The organism is Catenibacterium faecis, assembly GCF_014306455.1.
In the GTDB taxonomy this organism is placed as follows: Bacteria; Bacillota_I; Bacilli_A; order Erysipelotrichales; family Coprobacillaceae; genus Catenibacterium; species Catenibacterium mitsuoka_A.
This window is the reverse complement of record NZ_JACRWG010000050.1, coordinates 1-17,684: the sequence shown is the minus strand read 5'-3', so window position 1 is coordinate 17,684 and position 17,684 is coordinate 1. Positions and strand designations below refer to the sequence as shown.

The following is a 17,684-nucleotide window of genomic DNA, read 5'->3' as shown; positions in this document are numbered from 1 at the left end:
TAGACTTCCTAAACAGCTTTAAATAATATTATTATGCCGAGAAAACAAAGAAAACCTTCTGATTATTAAAGGGTTATCTAAATTAACTCGGCATAATATCTTTGTCCACATAAGGAGGTTTATGCCGATATCGGCATAAACCTCCCTGGGGCACGCCGATTCTAGAAGGTTTTACTAAACCATCTTCCATAATACCTGCCTGCATGAATTTGCGAATAAGATATAATGTTGTTGAGTCATTCACATTCTTTTCTCTAAGTATTGAGATTAACTTATCATGATTTACAGTGTCAAAATATGCTTCAATATCTAAGTCTATAACCCAGTCATATCCTTCATTAATATATTCTAGGGTCTTTAGTACAGCCATCTGTGCACTTCTTCTTGGTCTGAATCCATAACTGAATTCACTAAATGAAGAATCTAGTTTCTTCATTAACACTTGTGCAACAGCCTGTTGAATAACTCTATCTACAACTGTAGGTATACCTAATGGTCTTTTCTTGCCGTTAGGCTTTGGAATATAGACTCTCTTAACTGATTGGGGCTTATACTTCTTATTAAGTATCGAGTGTCTAATCTCTCTTCTATGCTTATAGAAATATTCATCAAGTTCATCTACTGTCATCTTATCGACTCCAGATACACCTTTGTTTCTCTTGACCTGTAGAATAGCCCTATCAATATTTGAATCACTAAGTATTTCATCAATTAATCTCATGTCTGTGTTCTCCTTTTCATATCGTAGATTTATCTAGAACCGTTCCCTCTTCCTTCATCTCCATAGAATTACGTTTTCTACTTACGAGATGCTTCCAATTTCGAACTATCTAGACATTGCTTTATGATGAGTGACATCATATAAACATTAGGTCCTTTGGTGTTGGTGAGACACCTACTATGACCTCAGCTGACTCCTCACAGTAAGCTTTTTATCGCACAACTTACCATCACTGATTTTAAAGATATTGGACTTCGTTGCCTGTGAGGCCTCCCGGGGTAATTCACTAATCCTATTTCCTTCACAGCGCCTTGATTTACTCTCTTGGTTTTACGTTTACCTTTAGGACTTCGGTTTGTTCAGCAACCTTATCCACCATTTAGCCTTATATCAAGTTTCTGTTCGTACGCTCAAAGAAATCGCTACACCACTTCCTTCACTCCTACCTTTATGGTATCGGCTTGTGGTTTACTACACTTGGCGGTAAATACCTGTGGTCGATTTATCTCCGACTGAATTAGTGCCATGCCCGGCACACTGAAATAAGAGAAGCGTTAATTCGCTTCTCTTTTTAATTCATTGTATTCTCTTATCTGGTTATATTCTTCGATTGTTTTCTTAATATCATTAAAGATATGTGGGTCAAGTGTCTTCTCTAGTTCATCTTCATCCACAAACTTATAATCTGTATGTTCAAATGAAATCTTAACCTGATCATTTGTAGGAATACATAAAAAACCAATACCCACTGTCTGATAATGTGGTCTAATAGCCGTAAATGTATAAACTGGCTTAATGATTTCAATATCTAATCCTGTTTCTTCCTTTAATTCTCTTACTAACGCCTGGTGAGGATCTTCCCCATATTCTAATCCCCCACCTGGTAATTCCCAATAACCAAGTCCATCTGATGAAGGTCTGACACGTTTTAAGATTAATGTCTTACCTTCATAAATCACAATACCTTTGACTGTAATATGAAACTGTATGTCCTTATTCTCCATATTATTTTGCCCCCTTTTTACTATATTAGCACAACTCTTGAACGAACGTTACAAAAAGGTGCAGTATGTGTGTTTCAAATACTACAGAAATTGTATATAATAGTCACTGAGGTGAATAAGATGATTGATTTTAAAGAAGAAGTATTAAAGCATAAAGATGAAATGCTGAAAGATTTAAAGGACTTATGTCTAATCCCTTCAACTCTTGATAAATCTACTGCGAAAGAAAATCAGCCATTTGGTGAAAACAACCGTAAAGCGCTTGATTTAATGCTTTCTATTGGTCAAAGAGATGGATTTGTTACTGATGATTGTGATGGATATGCTGGTTCTATTGATATTGGTGAAGGAGAAGAATGTTTTGGTATCCTTGGACACTTAGATGTTGTACCTACTGAAGGTCAGGAATGGGATTATCCAGAATATGATATGACTCTTGATGGAGATACACTCTATGGTCGTGGTGTGGCTGATGATAAGGGACCTTTAATTGCTGCTTATTATGCTGCTAAAATTGTGAATGAACTTGATTTTGAAAAGAAGATGAAGGTTCGTATCATCTTTGGATGTAATGAAGAAAATGGTTCTCGCTGTATGCATTACTATTTCCAGCATCGTCCATATCCAAAGATGGGATTTACTCCAGATGCTGATTTTCCTGTAGTATATGGTGAAAAAGGTAACTGCCATTTCATCATCAAGGGTAAAACAGATGATGATAAAGTAATCTCTATTCATTCAGGACGTGTAGTGAATATCGTACCAGATCAGGCTAAAGCTGTGTTAAAGGGTACTGACTATGAAGAATCATATAATGCATTCTTAAAAGAAAATAACTTCAAAGGTTCTTTAGAAGTTGTAGATGGTAACACACACTTATTCTTAAAAGGTAAGAGTGCCCATGCATCTCAGCCTCACTTAGGTAATAATGCCGCAAGTAACTTATGTCATTATATTGCAAGTGTGACTGATAATAGCTACGCAAAATTCGTTGATGAATATTTATATAATGATTATTTAGGTGAAAAGTTCAATGTCGCATTTACTGGTGAAATGGGTGCTTTAACTGTTAACCTTGGTATCTTAAATTATGAAAATAATGAAGGTTCATTAACTCTTGATTTACGTCTTCCTCATGACTCAGACAATGATAAACTTGTTAAGAATGTAGATGAAGCTGTTAATAAGTATGGCTTGAGTGAAGAACATGATATTGGTCCTGCGTTATATGTGGATCCTAATAGTGAATTAGTTCAGAAGCTTCATGAATCATATGTACAGTTCACAAATGATCATGAACATGGTCCTCAGACTATCGGTGGTGGAACTTATGCAAAAGAAATGCCTAACTGTGTTGCTTTTGGTTGTGAATTCCCTGGTAAAAACCATCATATGCATGAAGAAAATGAATTAATTTCATTAGATGATTTATTAACTGCAGCTGCTATCTACGCTCAGTCTCTCTATAATCTTCTTAAAAAATAGTTGAATTCTATGTGCAACTCAAGTATAATTTGAGTTGCACTAAGTTGCGGCCGTGGTGGAATGGTAGACACGCAAGTTTGAGGGACTTGTGGACGTACGTCTGTGTGAGTTCAAATCTCATCGGCCGCACCATTAATTAAGATGAACTAGCTAGAGATAGCTAGTTTTTTATATTATGTGGAGGATTTTGTATGATTGATCATATGGAAATAAGAGGCGCAAAGGTACATAATTTAAAGAATATTGACGTTGATATTCCTTTAAATAAGATTGTAGCTATTTCTGGTGTATCAGGAAGTGGTAAGTCTTCTTTAGCATTAGGAGTCATCTATGCTGAAGGTTCTAGAAGATATCTAGAAGCATTATCTACTTATACAAGAAGACGAATCTCTCAAGGAGAAAAAGCCAAAGTAGATTCTATTAAATATGTTCCTAGTACTCTAGCATTACATCAAAGACCTAATATACCTGGCATTCGTTCTACCTTTGGAACACAGACAGAATTATTGAATTCTATTCGCTTATTATTTTCACGTTGTGGAGATTATTTATGTCCTAACGGACATAGAGTACCTGCGAGTATAAATGTAGCAAGAGGTGAAATGATTGAGTGTCCAATCTGCCACGAAAGATTTAATGGCTTAAGTGCTCAGGAGTATGCCTTTAATTCACAAGGCGCATGTCCTGATTGTCAGGGCACTGGTATTGTACAGACAATTAATATTGATTCTTTGATTCCTGATCCTCATCTAACTATTGATGAAGGAGCTGTAGCACCATGGAATACACTCATGTGGTCATTAATGAAAGACGTCTGTCGTGCGATGGGTGTGCGTACTGATGTTCCTTTTGAAGAATTAACAGAAGAAGAGAAGCATATTGTATATGATGGACCAATGGTAAAAAAGCATATTTTCTATCGTCCTAAGAATAAAGAGAGCGTGGAAGCAGGAGAATTAGATTTTACTTACTATAGTGCCAAAGCGACTGTCTTGAACGCATTAAAGAAGGTCAAGAATGAAAAGAATATGAAGCGTGTCAGTAAATTCCTTAAGGAAGAGACATGCCCGACTTGTCATGGCTCTCGTATTAATACACGTGCAAATTCTACATTACTAGGTGGTAAGACTTTAACTGAAGTATGTGCGATGAGTTTAAAGAATTTAGCTGCATGGCTTCCACAGGTAATCAATACCCTTAATGATGATGTGAAAGAAATGGGTTCTACAATTCTTGAAGAATTCATGATTAATGCGAATGCATTGCTGTCTTTAGGACTCGGTTATCTGACTCTTGATCGTGCTTCTTCTACACTATCAACAGGTGAACTACAAAGAGTACAGCTTGCACGTACTGTAAAAAATAGAACAACAGGTGTTCTTTATGTTCTTGATGAACCTTCTATTGGATTACATCCAGCCAATGTTGATGGCTTGATTGCGATTATGAAAGAGTTGATCAAGGATGGGAACTCTATTGTTTTGGTCGATCATGATACAAGAATTCTTAAGGAAGCTGATTATATGATTGAAATAGGGCCTGAAGCAGGTAAGAATGGTGGTTCTATAATTAGTCAGGGTACTATTGATGAAATCATTCAGGATAAGAATTCTATCATTGGACCTTATCTCAATGATCTACATCAAACTCTTGTAAGAAATAAGAAAAAAATTTTTAATGAAGGCTTTTTAAGACTTAAAACAGATACAATACATACTGTCAAACCACTTGATATTTCTATTCCTAAAGGAGTTCTTACTACAATTACTGGGATGTCTGGAAGTGGTAAGACAACATTGATTCTTGAGTCTTTATATCCTGCCATAAAGGCTTCATTAAATCATGAAACACTTCCTCAACATATAAAAGAATTGGATGCATCATGGGTCAATAAGATTGATTTGATTGATGCGTCCCCTATTGGAAATAATGTCAGAAGTACTGTCGCAACTTATTCTGGTGTATTTGATCATTTAAGAAGATTGTATGGAAGATTAAGTGATCAATATAGCGCAGGTGATTTTTCTTATAATACAGGTAAGTTAAGATGTCCTGTATGTGAAGGTACTGGTACTATTTCTATGGACATACAGTTTCTTCCAGATATAGAAATGACTTGTGAACATTGTGGTGGAACACGTTACAGCAATGATGTGGATTCTATAATGTACCATGGTTATTCTATTAAGGATGTGATGTCTCTTACTATCTTAGAAGCTTTAGATGTATTTAAAGACATTAAGAAGATTAAAGAGAAACTACAGGTTCTAGTGGATTTAGGAATTGGTTATTTGACTCTTGGTGAAGCAACACCTGCCTTATCTGGTGGAGAAGCACAAAGATTAAAACTGGCATCAGAAATAGGAAAAGTACAAGATGGAAGCATCTTTATCTTTGATGAACCTTCTATTGGATTACATCCATTAGATGTAGAAACACTACTTCGTGTATTTGATACATTAATTAATCAAAAAGCGACTATTATTGTGATTGAACATGACTTAGATGTTATTAGAAATTCTGATTACATTATTGATATGGGTCCTGAGGGCGGTCATCTTGGTGGAGAGATTATTGCGACGGGAACTGTGGAAGAAATTAAGCAGAATAAGAATAGTAAAATTGGAAAATACTTGTGAAAGACTGTAACGAATTCTTGAGCGTTACAGCTCTTTTTCATAGAAAAAAGAATATCAGAAATAATATCCGATATTCTTATTGCCATTCAATTTCTACATTTTTTTGATAATGTGCTAGTCCTATGTGAATCACTGTTCCACTTAATTCACTATCATATCTTCTACTGTCAATTTGATCTATTGCTGATTTTGCAAGTTGTTTCAAATCAACTGAACTATCATTTGTATATTTAAATTCTAGAATATATGATATTTGACTTTTCTTGGATTTTAGTATGATATCACATCTTCCCTTTCCTACTTCTCGATTACTGATTACTTCATACTCATTAGAAAGCCAGGCACACATTCCAAGCAGCATCATATGATAACTATTTTCATCTTTCAAATCATGATAAGAAGGTAATGTGAGTAGAATCTTTCGATATCTGTCTTCAAAATCTTCTTTTCGACAACATTTCAATGAATTGAATAGTACTGTCAGATCTGTTTCAGTCGCTTTCAAGTGATAGGCTGTAAGCTTTCTAAATTCCAATTGAACTTCTTGATTAGGAATTTTTATGATATACAGGCTATCTTGAATAGATATTGTTTTGTGTAATGTTAGATATCCAGCATTAACCAAAAGACCCCACAAGTTTTCTGTATTGTTTACTTCAAAAAAGCTCGTATCCATTTTTACAGTGGTTTCGAGTTTACCATTTCGAATAAGCTCCTCATATCCTCTCTCAAAAGCTTCATCACTGCTTGATATTGCTTTTTTAATCATTGTATTACTGCTCGTATTCACCCAATAAGGCTCTAATACTTTTCTAGAAGCATAATTCAAGATAGACCATGGATTATAGATATCATGTTCTCCAAAATGATATCCATCATACATAGATTTCACTTCATCATTGAGTGATAAATCATAATATTCTAATGTTTGCTTCGTTTCTTCTTCTGTAAAGCCAAAGTATTGAGAATATTCTGGATCTTTTACAGTACATACAACCAGATTGTTCAAATCGCAGAAGATGTTCTCTTTCGCAACTCTTTGAATACCAGTCATCATTGCATAATGTAGACTCGTAGATGTCTTTAATGCATTATGAAGCAGAGAAGATAATCCTCCTCGCAACTCTTCATAATATCCTCCAACATGAGCTTCAATAAAAGGTGTGTCATATTCATCTATGAATACCATTACTTTTTTGTGGTAGTATTTCTCTAATCGTTCCATCAAAAAAGAAAGTGCATCGATAATATTATCTAGAATCCCATCATTTTTTGTCATTAAGCCTTGTACAAGAGATTCATATTCATTTTGTTCAAATACAGTCATTTTTTGTTCAAATACATGAGCATATCGATCATATTCTTTACGCAGTTGTAATTTAATTTCCTTTACAACATTCCATTTATCATTTTTTGCATTCGCAAACGAAATGAAGATTGTAGGATATTGATTCATTTCTGATATATACTCTGTTTCAACAATTTTTGTATCTTTGAATATTTCTTTAGAATCTTTAGTAATATCAAAAAATGAAGACATCATTGACATATTGATTGTTTTTCCAAACCTTCTAGGTCGAGTAATAAGAGTGACAGTACTTTTTCTCATTAAAAAATCATAAATCATCATACTTTTATAATAAAAAAATAATTCTGATTCTTTAAGGTTTCATAATCTACTACTCCTAAAGGTATAGCTTTTCTCATATGGACACTCCTTTCTTTTCTACTATTATAACATAACTATCTAGTTGAATAAGCGATAAACTATCAAGTTGTACCTAGTCAATATAATATCTATTCTTTCCCTTGCTTTTCTTCCCATATTCTATCGCCTTTTTAGGACATTTCGCAATACATGCCATACAATGTGTACATTCCTTACCCCATACAGGACGATGATCTTTTATTTGTATATTTTTTAACGGACATAATTTCTCACATAATCCACATCCAATACATTCATCCGTACTATAGAAAGCAGCTGCTTTCACAAAAAGTGGATAGAAAACTGTATTCACAATAGAAGATTGGAACTTGTCTTTCAATTGTAATGACATACTAGGAAAAGGTAAATGCTGATGGATACAGGAAACTGCTTGTTTAATTACAGGATCTGCCTGTTTAATAATCTTTTTGGCTTCATCATCTTCTGGTGTATCAAACATTGCGAGATAGTTTTCTGGCATAATGATTTCCATTGTACCTTTGTAGTTGAACCCCTTCTTCTCACATAGTTTTCTATTATAATGACCTGCATTGCCTATATTTCCCCCACAATCCATCACAAAATAGACTTCTTCAACATCCTTAAAAGCTGTCAAACGAATCCATTCTTCGACAATACGAGGTATTCTCCATGCATAAGTAGGTACGACAAATACCAATGTTCCTTGGATATTCTGTAAGCTATGATCATTATTTCTAATAAGTGTATTCATACTTATATAATCTTCATTTAATTGTTGATGTAGTTCTCTTGCAATATATCGACTATTGCCTGTTCCTGTAAAATAATAAATCATTTGTGTACTCCTTGTTATATATGACTAACTTTCGATGTAATTTTTTGAAAAATAGTGTATACTTTGTAAAGAAAGAAGGTAAAAGAATGAAAAGAAAATGCTGGTGTGGTAGTCAGTTAGACTATCATGATTGTCATGAAGCTTTTGATAAAAAGCTTAAACAATATAAAAAACATGGTTATCTTATTCCTAATCATAAAATGATTAAGAATGAGAAACAGATTAAAGCTATTAAAAGAGCAGCTGTTGTCAATAATGGATTATTAGATTATATTGAAGAACATATTCAGATTGGTATGACAACACAGGATATTGATGATATGGCTGTGGCTTATACATCAAGTCATGGAGGTTATTCTGCAGATTTAAATTATGAAGGATATCCTAAGAGTATCTGTACTTCTGTCAATGATGAAGTATGTCATGGTATTCCTAGAGATTATGTACTTCAGGATGGAGATATCATTAATGTGGATGCGACAACTGGAGTAAATGGTTATTATGCAGATGCTTCAAGAATGTTTATGTTAGGTCATGTATCAGAAGAGGCACAGCGTCTAGTAAAAGTGACTAAAGAATGTCTTGAAGAAGGTATGAAGGCTGTAAAGCCTTGGGAAAGTACTATTGCTGATATTGGTACAGCAATTGAAAAGCATGCCCATGCTAATGGATATAGTGTTGTAGAAGAGTTCTGTGGTCATGGTATTGGAAAAGCCATGCATGAGGATCCTTATGTATATCATTATACACCAAAAGAAAAGACTGTATTAATAGTTCCTGGAATGGTATTTACAATTGAACCAATGATTAACCAGGGAACACGTCATATCCATTTAGGTACTGATAATGACTGGACTGTTTATACAGATGATGGAAAACTATCAGCACAATGGGAACATACTCTTCTAGTAACAGAAGATGGTATAGAAATTATTTCTAAGTAATTAAAAAATCTTCTTTACGTCAAATGTAAAGAAGACTTTTTTTATTTCACCATTGAGAATGCAAGTACCACAATACCTAATATAACTAGAATAATACCTGTAACTCTATTTAATGTTTCTGGAGTGGCTTTATTCGCAAAACGTGCTGCAATTCTTGCCCAGATGTATGTAAAGATAATACATAGAATCCATACACCCCAGTCAGGTGTCCCACCAATCGCAAAATGAGATACAGCACCTGTTAAGGCAGTGAATGTCATGATAAAGACACTTGTTCCTACTGCTGTCTTAAGTTCATAGCCTAATACAGAAGTAAGAATAAGAAGCATCATCATACCTCCACCTGCGCCAATGAAACCACAAATAAAACCAATAATAACACCACAGATTACTGACTGAATGGCTCTTTTTTGAGGAGAGACTGCTTCCATAGATTCTTTTGTTGTCATAACTGGTCTAAGGATAAACTTTATTCCAAGAAGCATTGTCATAAAGACTGAGAAATTACCCATAGTGGCTGCTGGTACTAAACTAGAGATATAGCTTCCTACTACTGTAAAGCATAATACAGAAACCATCATGATTAAACCATTTCTAATATCTAGATTCTTGTTTTTACCATATTCATATGCTGAAGCTGCACTTGCAAGTACATCTGAAGATAAAGCAATCCCTACAGCCATATAAGGATCCATTCCTAAGAAAGTAATCAACATTGGACTGATCACAGCTGCTGCACTCATACCTGCAAAACCAGTACCTAGACCAGCACCCATACCTGCAAAAAACGTAACAAGAATAGTCATTAACACTGTCATATTATTGATCCTCCAATATCCTATCAAGATTATCTTCCATGATTTCCATACCTTTAAATAATATTTCTTTCATGGAATCATCCATGTTATTAAATAATGTGTCTTTAAAAGCTTTCTGAACTAAGCGTCCTTTTTCTATAATAGAATCTGCCTTAGAAGTACATATAAGTTCTGTCTTACGGCGATCTCCTGCTACTTCTTTTCTTTCTAGATACCCTTCTTTTACAAGCTTATCTACATTTATAGAAACAAGATTGGCTTTAATTTTTCTTACTTCTACAATATCTCTTGCTGTCTTATATTGAGGATTATTCGATAAAAACATCAATATATCAAAAGCTGTTTGTGGTAATTTCATTTCTTGACACAATGGTTTACACATAACACTGTATGCATGAGCCATTTTATTTGGAAACTCTATATTAAAATACATGCTCTTAACTTCTTTCATATTTAGATAGTTCATTTATGAACTATTATAATATCAGAAGTCAATAAATGATACTATATTTTTGTCTTCAGATAAAAAAATAGGAGACATTACAAGAATATCTCCTACTTTTCATCCTTTATACAAAGAGTAGAATACTCCTTTTCTATCTAGAAGAACTTTAAAAGTACCTGATTCTACAATAGTTCCATGATCTAGTACGAGTATTTCATCGAATCTCTCTAATAGATTATCTTCTAATCTATGAGTAATCATGATACATGTATTATTTCTATTCAACAAATTCTTTTCTACTTCTTTTGCGGTTACATGATCTAAGTTAGATGTGGGTTCATCATAGATCAATAAATCTGCATTCTTTAATAAAGTTCTTGCAATACTGATTCTCTGTTTTTCTCCTCCAGAGATATTATTCCCATTTTCATTGATGACAGTATCTAATCCATCAGGTAATGATTCTACAAAATGATCTAATCCTGCCTCATGTACGATTTGATTAACCTGTTCTATTGAATAATCATTATAATAAGTAATATTGTTTCTTAGTGTATCATTGAGAATAGGTGCATTTTGATGAACCATGGATAAATGAGAGTAAACACTACTCATATCAATTTCATTGAGATTTACATCATTGATAAAGATATTTCCTTTGTAGTTATCATAGTAATTTAAAAGAAGCTTAACGATAGTGGACTTCCCACATCCACTATTACCGACAATCGCATACTTCTTATTTTTAAGAAATTCATAGCTAAAATCATGAATGATCTCTTTGTTTTCAGTATAACCAAATGATATATGATCCATAGTGATTTGATTTAGACCATTTATTTTAATTCCAGTTTGAACCATTTTAATATCCATATATTCTTTTAATTTAAGTTCAATAGGTTTTGTGCTCTTTAATAATGGAAGTTCACTAGATAATCGTCCTAAAGGATTCGCAATATTATTTACAAGTTGTGTGATTGCCATCATTTCACCAATAGTAATTTGATTCTTGATGACAAAATAGAGTGATATAAGTGTTGTCATAACACTTACACCAAGTGATGATAAAGTTGAAAAACCAGCTATGATTCCTTCACAATATCTAAAGTTTTCCATACTTTCTTCATATATATTATCTGCATGATCAAAGTTATCTATTACTTTATGAGTCACCTGGAAACATTTTATGATTTCAAAAGAATTGAAGAAATCCTTAATCTTCACATTCAAATCACTGAATTTATTAATAGAATCTATCTGCTTATGGGATAATATTTTACCTAATAATACAGGTACAAATATCGCAATCACATTAATTAATATGATTATGACAGCAAGTTCAAATTGGAATGAGATGACTGCAACTAAACAAATGAAGAATTGAGATAAGTCAGAGATGATTGTGAGAAGGTTATCAAAATAATTCTTTTCAAGTATCTTTAAATCATTATTAAATATGCTCGTATAGACTGAAGTATTTTCCCTATTGAAATCTTTGATACTCTTTGAGAATATGCCTTTAAATAAATCATGTTTCAAAGACAGCATGACTTTCTTGAGGAATTTTGCTTTAAAGAAACCTCTTAGTATATGAAGAGTAAAATTAATGATGATAAAGAAGATAGTAAGAATCATCACATGGTAAAACTGTGTAATATTTTTTGCGGTTGAGGTATCAATCATTCTTTTGAGAATATTAGCTAAAAAGACAGACATAAGACCTGCTGTTGAAAACAAAACAATGCAAATAGAAAAATAAAAGAGATTTGATTTGATATATTTCTTCATATTAGATTGTACCTCCCCTTTCTATCGATATATCTTTATTAATTATAAAGCTATCTGTAAATAAAATCTATGCTTTTTAATAAATTGCAAAAAAAGAAACCTGTGAATAGGTTTCTTAAGATACTTCCTTATGATAATTCATTGCTTCTATAACTTCTTGTCTTTTTACTTCATAAGCCTGACCTGTATGCTCATCTAGAATATCCAGTGCTTTCTGATAGTCACCTTTTCTCACATAGTAATCAACATAATTGACTTGTACTGCTTCACTATCTGCATACTGACTTAAATAATCAAGAATCACTGATTCTTCTTTACCTGATTCTATAAGTAAATCCAAACCATATTTTGTCCAGCGTTCATAAATCAGCTTTTGGAGTTCTCTGTCATCATAAAGAGATGAATAGAGAATCTTCTGATGAATAAGATTGAACTTCAAATCATAGAACTGCTTACTATCAAAATCATTTAATAGTACTGGATCAATCACACCTTCATAAAATGGCATGCAGCAGTCACTATAAAGTTCCTTCACTGCATAAAATGCATCTTCACTAGAAGGATAGATTTTTATAAGTTGTCTCAAATACTCATGAATATCTTTAAGAAAATCATAGACTTCTTTCTTTAGGTCTAAGCATGTGACTTTACAAAATGCGCAGGCAATAAGCGCATGTGCTGTCTGATAATCACGTTTTGATATAAGTTTACTTAAAGAGATACGAAGATACTTTTTCAACTTCTTTAAAAGCGTTGGTATATGATCTTCATTATCATCTATCAGTTCTACTAGATAGTCTAAGTATTTATCTTGAATTGTAGTTGTTTCAATAAGATCATTAAAGCGTTGCTGTAAAGACTCATTGAATCTCATTTCATCAAACAGAAGCTGTTCTAATTGATCTCTTGGAAGTGTATGAATACGTTCTTTAAGTTCTTTTATAAACTTGATATCTAGTTTTTCTTTGATATCATCATAATTTTCATAATCACTACATGCAAGTAATACAGCTGCCATATGCTTACAATGATGTCCTTTATTGGCATATGGACAATCACAATACATACCAGTAACCTGTTTATCCTTTAAATCTATAGTAACATGATAATCATCTGACCCTTCTACTACAGCCGCAATACCATAAGGCTCCTGATAGAGCTTCTTGATCTTCTTTTTATAAAAGTAATCATAACCACGTTTTAAGATGACATCTGTAAACTGGTCTGCCCAATCTATCATATTAAGATTTAAACAAGGTGCAATCTCCTTTTTCATCTTAAGTAAATCTTCATCTTCTTGATGATACTTTAATCCAAGTTCAACGACTTCAAGAGCTTTATTATTATTTCTATTTTCTAAACAAGCATTCGCATATCGAATAAATACAGGTGCATAATTATGATATGTATCAAGGAAATGAAGAATGTCCTGATAGGACATATGCGCTTCCTGCATCATCTTTAATCCAATGCTTATCCAGCGAGAGTATTGCATACGTCCAACCCAGTTATCTTTCAAAGCATCACTGCCTAGAATCATATGATTCACAATACGAAACTTGTCTTCATATAATTCTGTTTCATTAAAACATTCTAGAAAGACTTCAGTGAGATACTCTTCATCTTCTTTCTCATACTTATGGAAATGGTACTCTCTTTCAAATACATCTAATAAAGTCTTCTTATTATGACTGCAAGAAACGATTATTTTTAAATCATTCTTAAGTTCTTCTAAGATATCATCTTTTTCTTCAGGAATAGATGAAATGAGATAGAATGTTTCAATCACCAAATTAAGTGATGCAAGAGAGTCTTCTGTTATTGTAGGAAGAATTGAACGTTTATGGGAAATGAGTTTATTGATCATCTGTTTATAGCTTCCACTCTCTGTAATAATATCTCTAATCACAGATTTGTACTTTTCATCAGTATAGACTTCTTGAAAATAATGAAATTGATATGTTTGTTTGGGATCATAAGCATAAAGAAGTGCTGCAATATGTTCACAATATTCATCTTCATTTTCACAGCTGCAATCCATATCTTCTATCATTCCATCACGCAGATAAACAATAGAGTAATAGTCATCATCGTCAAATATGCTTCCTTTGATTGCATATTCATTATGTTGAATGTCTTCTACTGCACCACTTTGGTACAGTTCATATCCTTTTTTTAATGTTCTTGGAGTGAACAATTGATTCCATCTTATTTTATCCATAAATGTACCTCTCTTATAATCAATTATAGCACACTTAATTCATCTTTCTTCTTCAATATACAATATGCGATCAAACAAATAATCACTGATAATAATGATCCTAAAGGAGCTGCAAGTCCCATTGGGAATAAGTTATGAGGATACATAATAGAGGCAATATAAGAACCTGGAACTCTGACTAATGAAATAGAAATAATATTGTGAATAAAGCCAATATAACTCTTTCCATCTGCTGCAAAATAACCACTAAAGCCAAAGTGAATTCCTGCAAATATTGTATCAATAATATAAGAACTGATATATTGGACACCTAGTAAGATTACTGTTGTATCTTTAGTAAATAAGCCAAGAAGTGTAGGTGCAGCACATTCTACAATCAAAGTAACAATGATTCCATAAAGAGTAGTGATCATTACTGCATATTTTAATACTGTACGAGCACGTCCGTAATTTTTGGCACCGATATTTTGTGCAGATAAAGCTGATACAGTTGCAAGCATTGTAGAAGGAATAATAAAAATGGCAGTGACCATCTTTTCTACAATACCTACTGCAGCAGCATCATTTAAACCACGACTATTCGCAATAATAGTAATGATCATAAAGGCAATCTGAACACATCCGTCCTGTATTGCGACAGGAAAGCCTACTTTTAGAATATGTTTAAATACCTGAGATTGAAGATGAAGGTCTTCTTTTTTGATATGAATGTCAGAGGCACGATATTTCATTGAGATGAGTGCGATAATAACACTCACGCTTTGTGACACAGTGGTTCCAAGTGCTGCCCCTATTGGTCCCATATGAAATAATCCAATAAAGATATAGTCTAAGATAATATTTAATAAACAGGCAATCGCAATAATATACATAGGGCTTTTTGAGTCTCCTAAGCCTCTATATATAGAACTGATGATGTTATAGGCGGTGATGAAAGGAATTCCTATAAAACATATGATAAGATATTGCACAGTTCCAGTCATTGCTTCTTGTGGAACATTGAGTAATACGACAAGTGGTTTTACAAAAATAAGCAATAAAAAAGTAGAAACAATAGAAATACATGCAAAGAGTGTAATCGTATTGCCTATCGTTCTTTCTACTAATGTATGATTCTCAGCGCCAACTGCATGACTAATAGAAACAGTAACCCCCATAGCCAGTCCTACAAGAATCGCTGTCAACATATGCATGACCTGACTCCCATTAGAAACAGCTGTAATACCATCTACCGCATTAAACTGCCCCACTATAAATAGATCAGCCATACCATAGAGTGTCTGTAAGAAATAAGATAATAGATAAGGTATCGCAAAGAATGCGATATGTTTAAGTAAGTTTCCAGATGTGACGTTATTTTCCATATAAGTCCCCCTTTTTTCCTAATATTATCATAAATACTCTGACAATATAAGGCACAAAAAAAGACATGAGCACAATACTCACATCTCTAATAAACCAATTATAATAACTTTGTCATTACTTGATTTCTATAAGTTCATAATCTCTAGAACCATATCCTAATGCTTCTGCTGCTTCAATAGTATGAACACCATTTCTTGATTCGATACGTTCAATAAGATGTTCTTTACCTGGATCAGTCGAAGCATAGACAAGATCCAAACATGCCTGATCAATAGCAATAGGATCAGTAGATATCAAAATACCAATATCTTTCATACATGGATCTTCTGCCACTGCACAGCAGTCACAATCAACTGACATATTCTTCATCACATTGATATATACAATATTGTCTTTAAAATAATCATGAACAGATGATGCAGCATCAGCCATAGATTCTAAGAATAAATCATGATTTGCTGTCCACATATCTTCTGGAACTCCTGCCCCATGTATATACGCTTTGCCATAAGAAGATGCACAACCAATAGAAAGTTGCTTTAAAGCACCTCCATATCCTCCCATTGGATGTCCTTTAAAATGAGATAAGACAAGCATACCATTATAGTTTGCAATATCTTTGCCGACATAGTTTTTTTGAATCACTTTACCACCTGGAATGCTTAATACAAGATCTGGTCCTTCTGCATCTAATAAGTCAACATCAAAATATCGAGACCATCCATGTTTTTCAATTGTCTTTAGATGTTTTTCTGTTGTATTTCTTGATCCTTCATAAGCTGTATTACATTCTACAACTGTCCCATCAAGATGTCGGATTATAGGAGCCCAGAACTCAGGTGTTAAGAAATTCTGATTTCCTTCTTCTCCTGAATGTAACTTAATCGCAATATGACCTGATAATTCTTTTCCTAACTTTTCATACATAGTAAGAACCATTTCTGGAGAAATTGTACGTGTAAATAATACTTTTGATTTCATTTATATCACCTCTAAAACAATTGTAACGTTAAACCAAGGTTTAAGGTCAAGAATTATTGAATAACGTTATATTATTTCTTATACTATTAAAGAGGTGATTAGATGACTTATACAATTAAACAAGTATCAGAAATGATGTCTTTACCTGTTTCTACTATTCGTTATTATGATAAGATGGGACTCATTCCTTTCTTAGAAAAGAATGAGTCAGGTTATCGTATCTTTAAAGAAAAAGATATTTCTATGCTGCGTATTATTGAATGTTTCAAAAATACTGGTATGAGTATTTCTGAAATGCAGCAATATGTAGAAATGGTTAAACGTGGTGATGAATCATTAGAAGAACGTTATCAACTCTTTGTAAGAAGAAAAGAGATTGTATTAGAAGAAATGCGTCAATTAGAAAAACAATTAGAGACAATTGATCATAAGCTCTGGTATTATGAAACTGCCATAGAAGCAGGAACTGAAGATATCCATAAGAAATAATCCTCTCCTTTACATTCCTGTCTTAATAAATCTGCATCCTTATTATTATCTTCAAATATACTCTGTTTTACTTCTCTGACTACTCCCACGGGCAAGCCCGTGGGGTTCTGATTGCCAAGTGTAGCTTGTAATCGTACATCATTTTCAGACTTTGGAGTTACAAGTGTAAATCTATTTGAATCAGAACTTTCATTACCAAGCAGTCCAGCGACCACATTAACGGTAAATTTCTACTTTCGTAAGGAAGTATAGTCAATCT

At 33.2% G+C, this 17,684-nt stretch carries 15 protein-coding genes and 1 tRNA gene; 5 read left to right on the top strand and 11 right to left on the bottom strand.

Translation table 11 applies throughout. From position 1 onward, the window contains the following. Positions 1-82 precede the first annotated feature (82 nt). Complete coding sequence (locus H8909_RS10290; RefSeq protein ID WP_187012770.1) at positions 83-721, bottom strand: reverse transcriptase domain-containing protein; 639 nt, start codon at positions 719-721, stop codon at positions 83-85. Positions 722-1,275: 554 nt separating this feature from the next. After that, positions 1,276-1,725 carry an NUDIX hydrolase gene (locus H8909_RS10285; RefSeq protein WP_006506997.1) on the bottom strand — a complete coding sequence of 150 codons (450 nt, stop codon included), beginning with the start codon at positions 1,723-1,725 and terminating at the stop codon, positions 1,276-1,278. A 120-nt stretch (positions 1,726-1,845) separates the two neighbouring features. On the opposite strand from H8909_RS10285, the gene pepV reads away from it, so the two are divergent. The 3 genes from pepV (at position 1,846) to H8909_RS10270 (ending at position 5,849) form a co-directional block, all read left to right on the top strand. Then, the gene (gene pepV / locus H8909_RS10280; protein ID WP_187012769.1) at positions 1,846-3,210 is read left to right on the top strand and encodes a dipeptidase PepV; all 1,365 of its coding nucleotides are present in this window, start codon (positions 1,846-1,848) and stop codon (positions 3,208-3,210) included. A gap of 46 nt (positions 3,211-3,256) precedes the next feature. Further along, positions 3,257-3,342 (top strand) — tRNA-Leu (locus tag H8909_RS10275). Between the two features lie 59 nt (positions 3,343-3,401). Next, positions 3,402-5,849: an excinuclease ABC subunit UvrA gene (locus H8909_RS10270; protein ID WP_187012768.1), complete on the top strand. Its 2,448-nt coding sequence runs from the start codon at positions 3,402-3,404 to the stop codon at positions 5,847-5,849. Between the two features lie 76 nt (positions 5,850-5,925). Here the strand turns inward: H8909_RS10270 and H8909_RS10265 are convergent, their stop codons facing one another. Then, entirely contained in the window at positions 5,926-7,458 is a 1,533-nt protein-coding gene (locus H8909_RS10265; protein ID WP_238928268.1) for an AAA family ATPase, read from the bottom strand. 172 nt (positions 7,459-7,630) lie between these two features. Then, positions 7,631-8,374: an EFR1 family ferrodoxin gene (locus H8909_RS10260; protein ID WP_187012767.1), complete on the bottom strand. Its 744-nt coding sequence runs from the start codon at positions 8,372-8,374 to the stop codon at positions 7,631-7,633. An 86-nt stretch (positions 8,375-8,460) separates the two neighbouring features. Here H8909_RS10260 and map point away from each other — a divergent pair, with 86 nt between their 5' ends. Next, the gene (map, locus tag H8909_RS10255; protein WP_187012766.1) at positions 8,461-9,318 is read left to right on the top strand and encodes a type I methionyl aminopeptidase; all 858 of its coding nucleotides are present in this window, start codon (positions 8,461-8,463) and stop codon (positions 9,316-9,318) included. 41 nt (positions 9,319-9,359) lie between these two features. Here the strand turns inward: map and H8909_RS10250 are convergent, their stop codons facing one another. From H8909_RS10250 to H8909_RS10225, 6 genes are all read right to left on the bottom strand, one after another. Next, positions 9,360-10,136, bottom strand: coding sequence for a sulfite exporter TauE/SafE family protein (locus H8909_RS10250; protein ID WP_187012765.1), 777 nt, complete (start codon positions 10,134-10,136; stop codon positions 9,360-9,362). 1 nt (position 10,137) lies between these two features. Further along, entirely contained in the window at positions 10,138-10,569 is a 432-nt protein-coding gene (locus H8909_RS10245) for a MarR family winged helix-turn-helix transcriptional regulator (protein WP_187012764.1), read from the bottom strand. A 129-nt stretch (positions 10,570-10,698) separates the two neighbouring features. Beyond that, a complete protein-coding gene (locus H8909_RS10240; RefSeq protein ID WP_117459165.1) occupies positions 10,699-12,369 on the bottom strand; it encodes an ABC transporter ATP-binding protein in 1,671 nt (556 codons plus the stop codon). Between the two features lie 115 nt (positions 12,370-12,484). After that, positions 12,485-14,590, bottom strand: a complete 2,106-nt coding sequence (locus H8909_RS10235; RefSeq protein ID WP_187012763.1) for an SWIM zinc finger family protein — start codon at positions 14,588-14,590, stop codon at positions 12,485-12,487. A gap of 23 nt (positions 14,591-14,613) precedes the next feature. Continuing rightward, positions 14,614-15,954: an MATE family efflux transporter gene (locus H8909_RS10230; protein ID WP_187012762.1), complete on the bottom strand. Its 1,341-nt coding sequence runs from the start codon at positions 15,952-15,954 to the stop codon at positions 14,614-14,616. Positions 15,955-16,069: 115 nt separating this feature from the next. Beyond that, positions 16,070-16,936: a DUF362 domain-containing protein gene (locus tag H8909_RS10225; protein ID WP_187012761.1), complete on the bottom strand. Its 867-nt coding sequence runs from the start codon at positions 16,934-16,936 to the stop codon at positions 16,070-16,072. A 102-nt stretch (positions 16,937-17,038) separates the two neighbouring features. Between H8909_RS10225 and H8909_RS10220 the strand changes: the two genes are divergently transcribed. After that, complete coding sequence (locus H8909_RS10220) at positions 17,039-17,425, top strand: MerR family transcriptional regulator (protein ID WP_187012760.1); 387 nt, start codon at positions 17,039-17,041, stop codon at positions 17,423-17,425. Here H8909_RS10220 and H8909_RS13330 read toward each other — a convergent pair. After that, positions 17,377-17,640: a hypothetical protein gene (locus H8909_RS13330; protein ID WP_202985954.1), complete on the bottom strand. Its 264-nt coding sequence runs from the start codon at positions 17,638-17,640 to the stop codon at positions 17,377-17,379. The genes H8909_RS10220 and H8909_RS13330 overlap by 49 nt on opposite strands. Between the last annotated feature and the right edge of the window lie 44 nt (positions 17,641-17,684).

Coding starts and splice junctions, on each gene's coding strand:
- H8909_RS10260 (WP_187012767.1), bottom strand. CDS start 8,374: ATGATTTATTATTTTACAGGAACAGGCAATAGTCGATATATTGCAAGA.
- pepV (WP_187012769.1), top strand. CDS start 1,846: ATGATTGATTTTAAAGAAGAAGTATTAAAGCATAAAGATGAAATGCTG.
- H8909_RS10240 (WP_117459165.1), bottom strand. CDS start 12,369: ATGAAGAAATATATCAAATCAAATCTCTTTTATTTTTCTATTTGCATT.
- map (WP_187012766.1), top strand. CDS start 8,461: ATGAAAAGAAAATGCTGGTGTGGTAGTCAGTTAGACTATCATGATTGT.
- H8909_RS10220 (WP_187012760.1), top strand. CDS start 17,039: ATGACTTATACAATTAAACAAGTATCAGAAATGATGTCTTTACCTGTT.
- H8909_RS10285 (WP_006506997.1), bottom strand. CDS start 1,725: ATGGAGAATAAGGACATACAGTTTCATATTACAGTCAAAGGTATTGTG.
- H8909_RS10245 (WP_187012764.1), bottom strand. CDS start 10,569: ATGTATTTTAATATAGAGTTTCCAAATAAAATGGCTCATGCATACAGT.
- H8909_RS10270 (WP_187012768.1), top strand. CDS start 3,402: ATGATTGATCATATGGAAATAAGAGGCGCAAAGGTACATAATTTAAAG.
- H8909_RS10230 (WP_187012762.1), bottom strand. CDS start 15,954: ATGGAAAATAACGTCACATCTGGAAACTTACTTAAACATATCGCATTC.
- H8909_RS10250 (WP_187012765.1), bottom strand. CDS start 10,136: ATGACAGTGTTAATGACTATTCTTGTTACGTTTTTTGCAGGTATGGGT.
- H8909_RS10225 (WP_187012761.1), bottom strand. CDS start 16,936: ATGAAATCAAAAGTATTATTTACACGTACAATTTCTCCAGAAATGGTT.
- H8909_RS10265 (WP_238928268.1), bottom strand. CDS start 7,458: ATGAGAAAAAGTACTGTCACTCTTATTACTCGACCTAGAAGGTTTGGA.
- H8909_RS10290 (WP_187012770.1), bottom strand. CDS start 721: ATGAGATTAATTGATGAAATACTTAGTGATTCAAATATTGATAGGGCT.
- H8909_RS10235 (WP_187012763.1), bottom strand. CDS start 14,590: ATGGATAAAATAAGATGGAATCAATTGTTCACTCCAAGAACATTAAAA.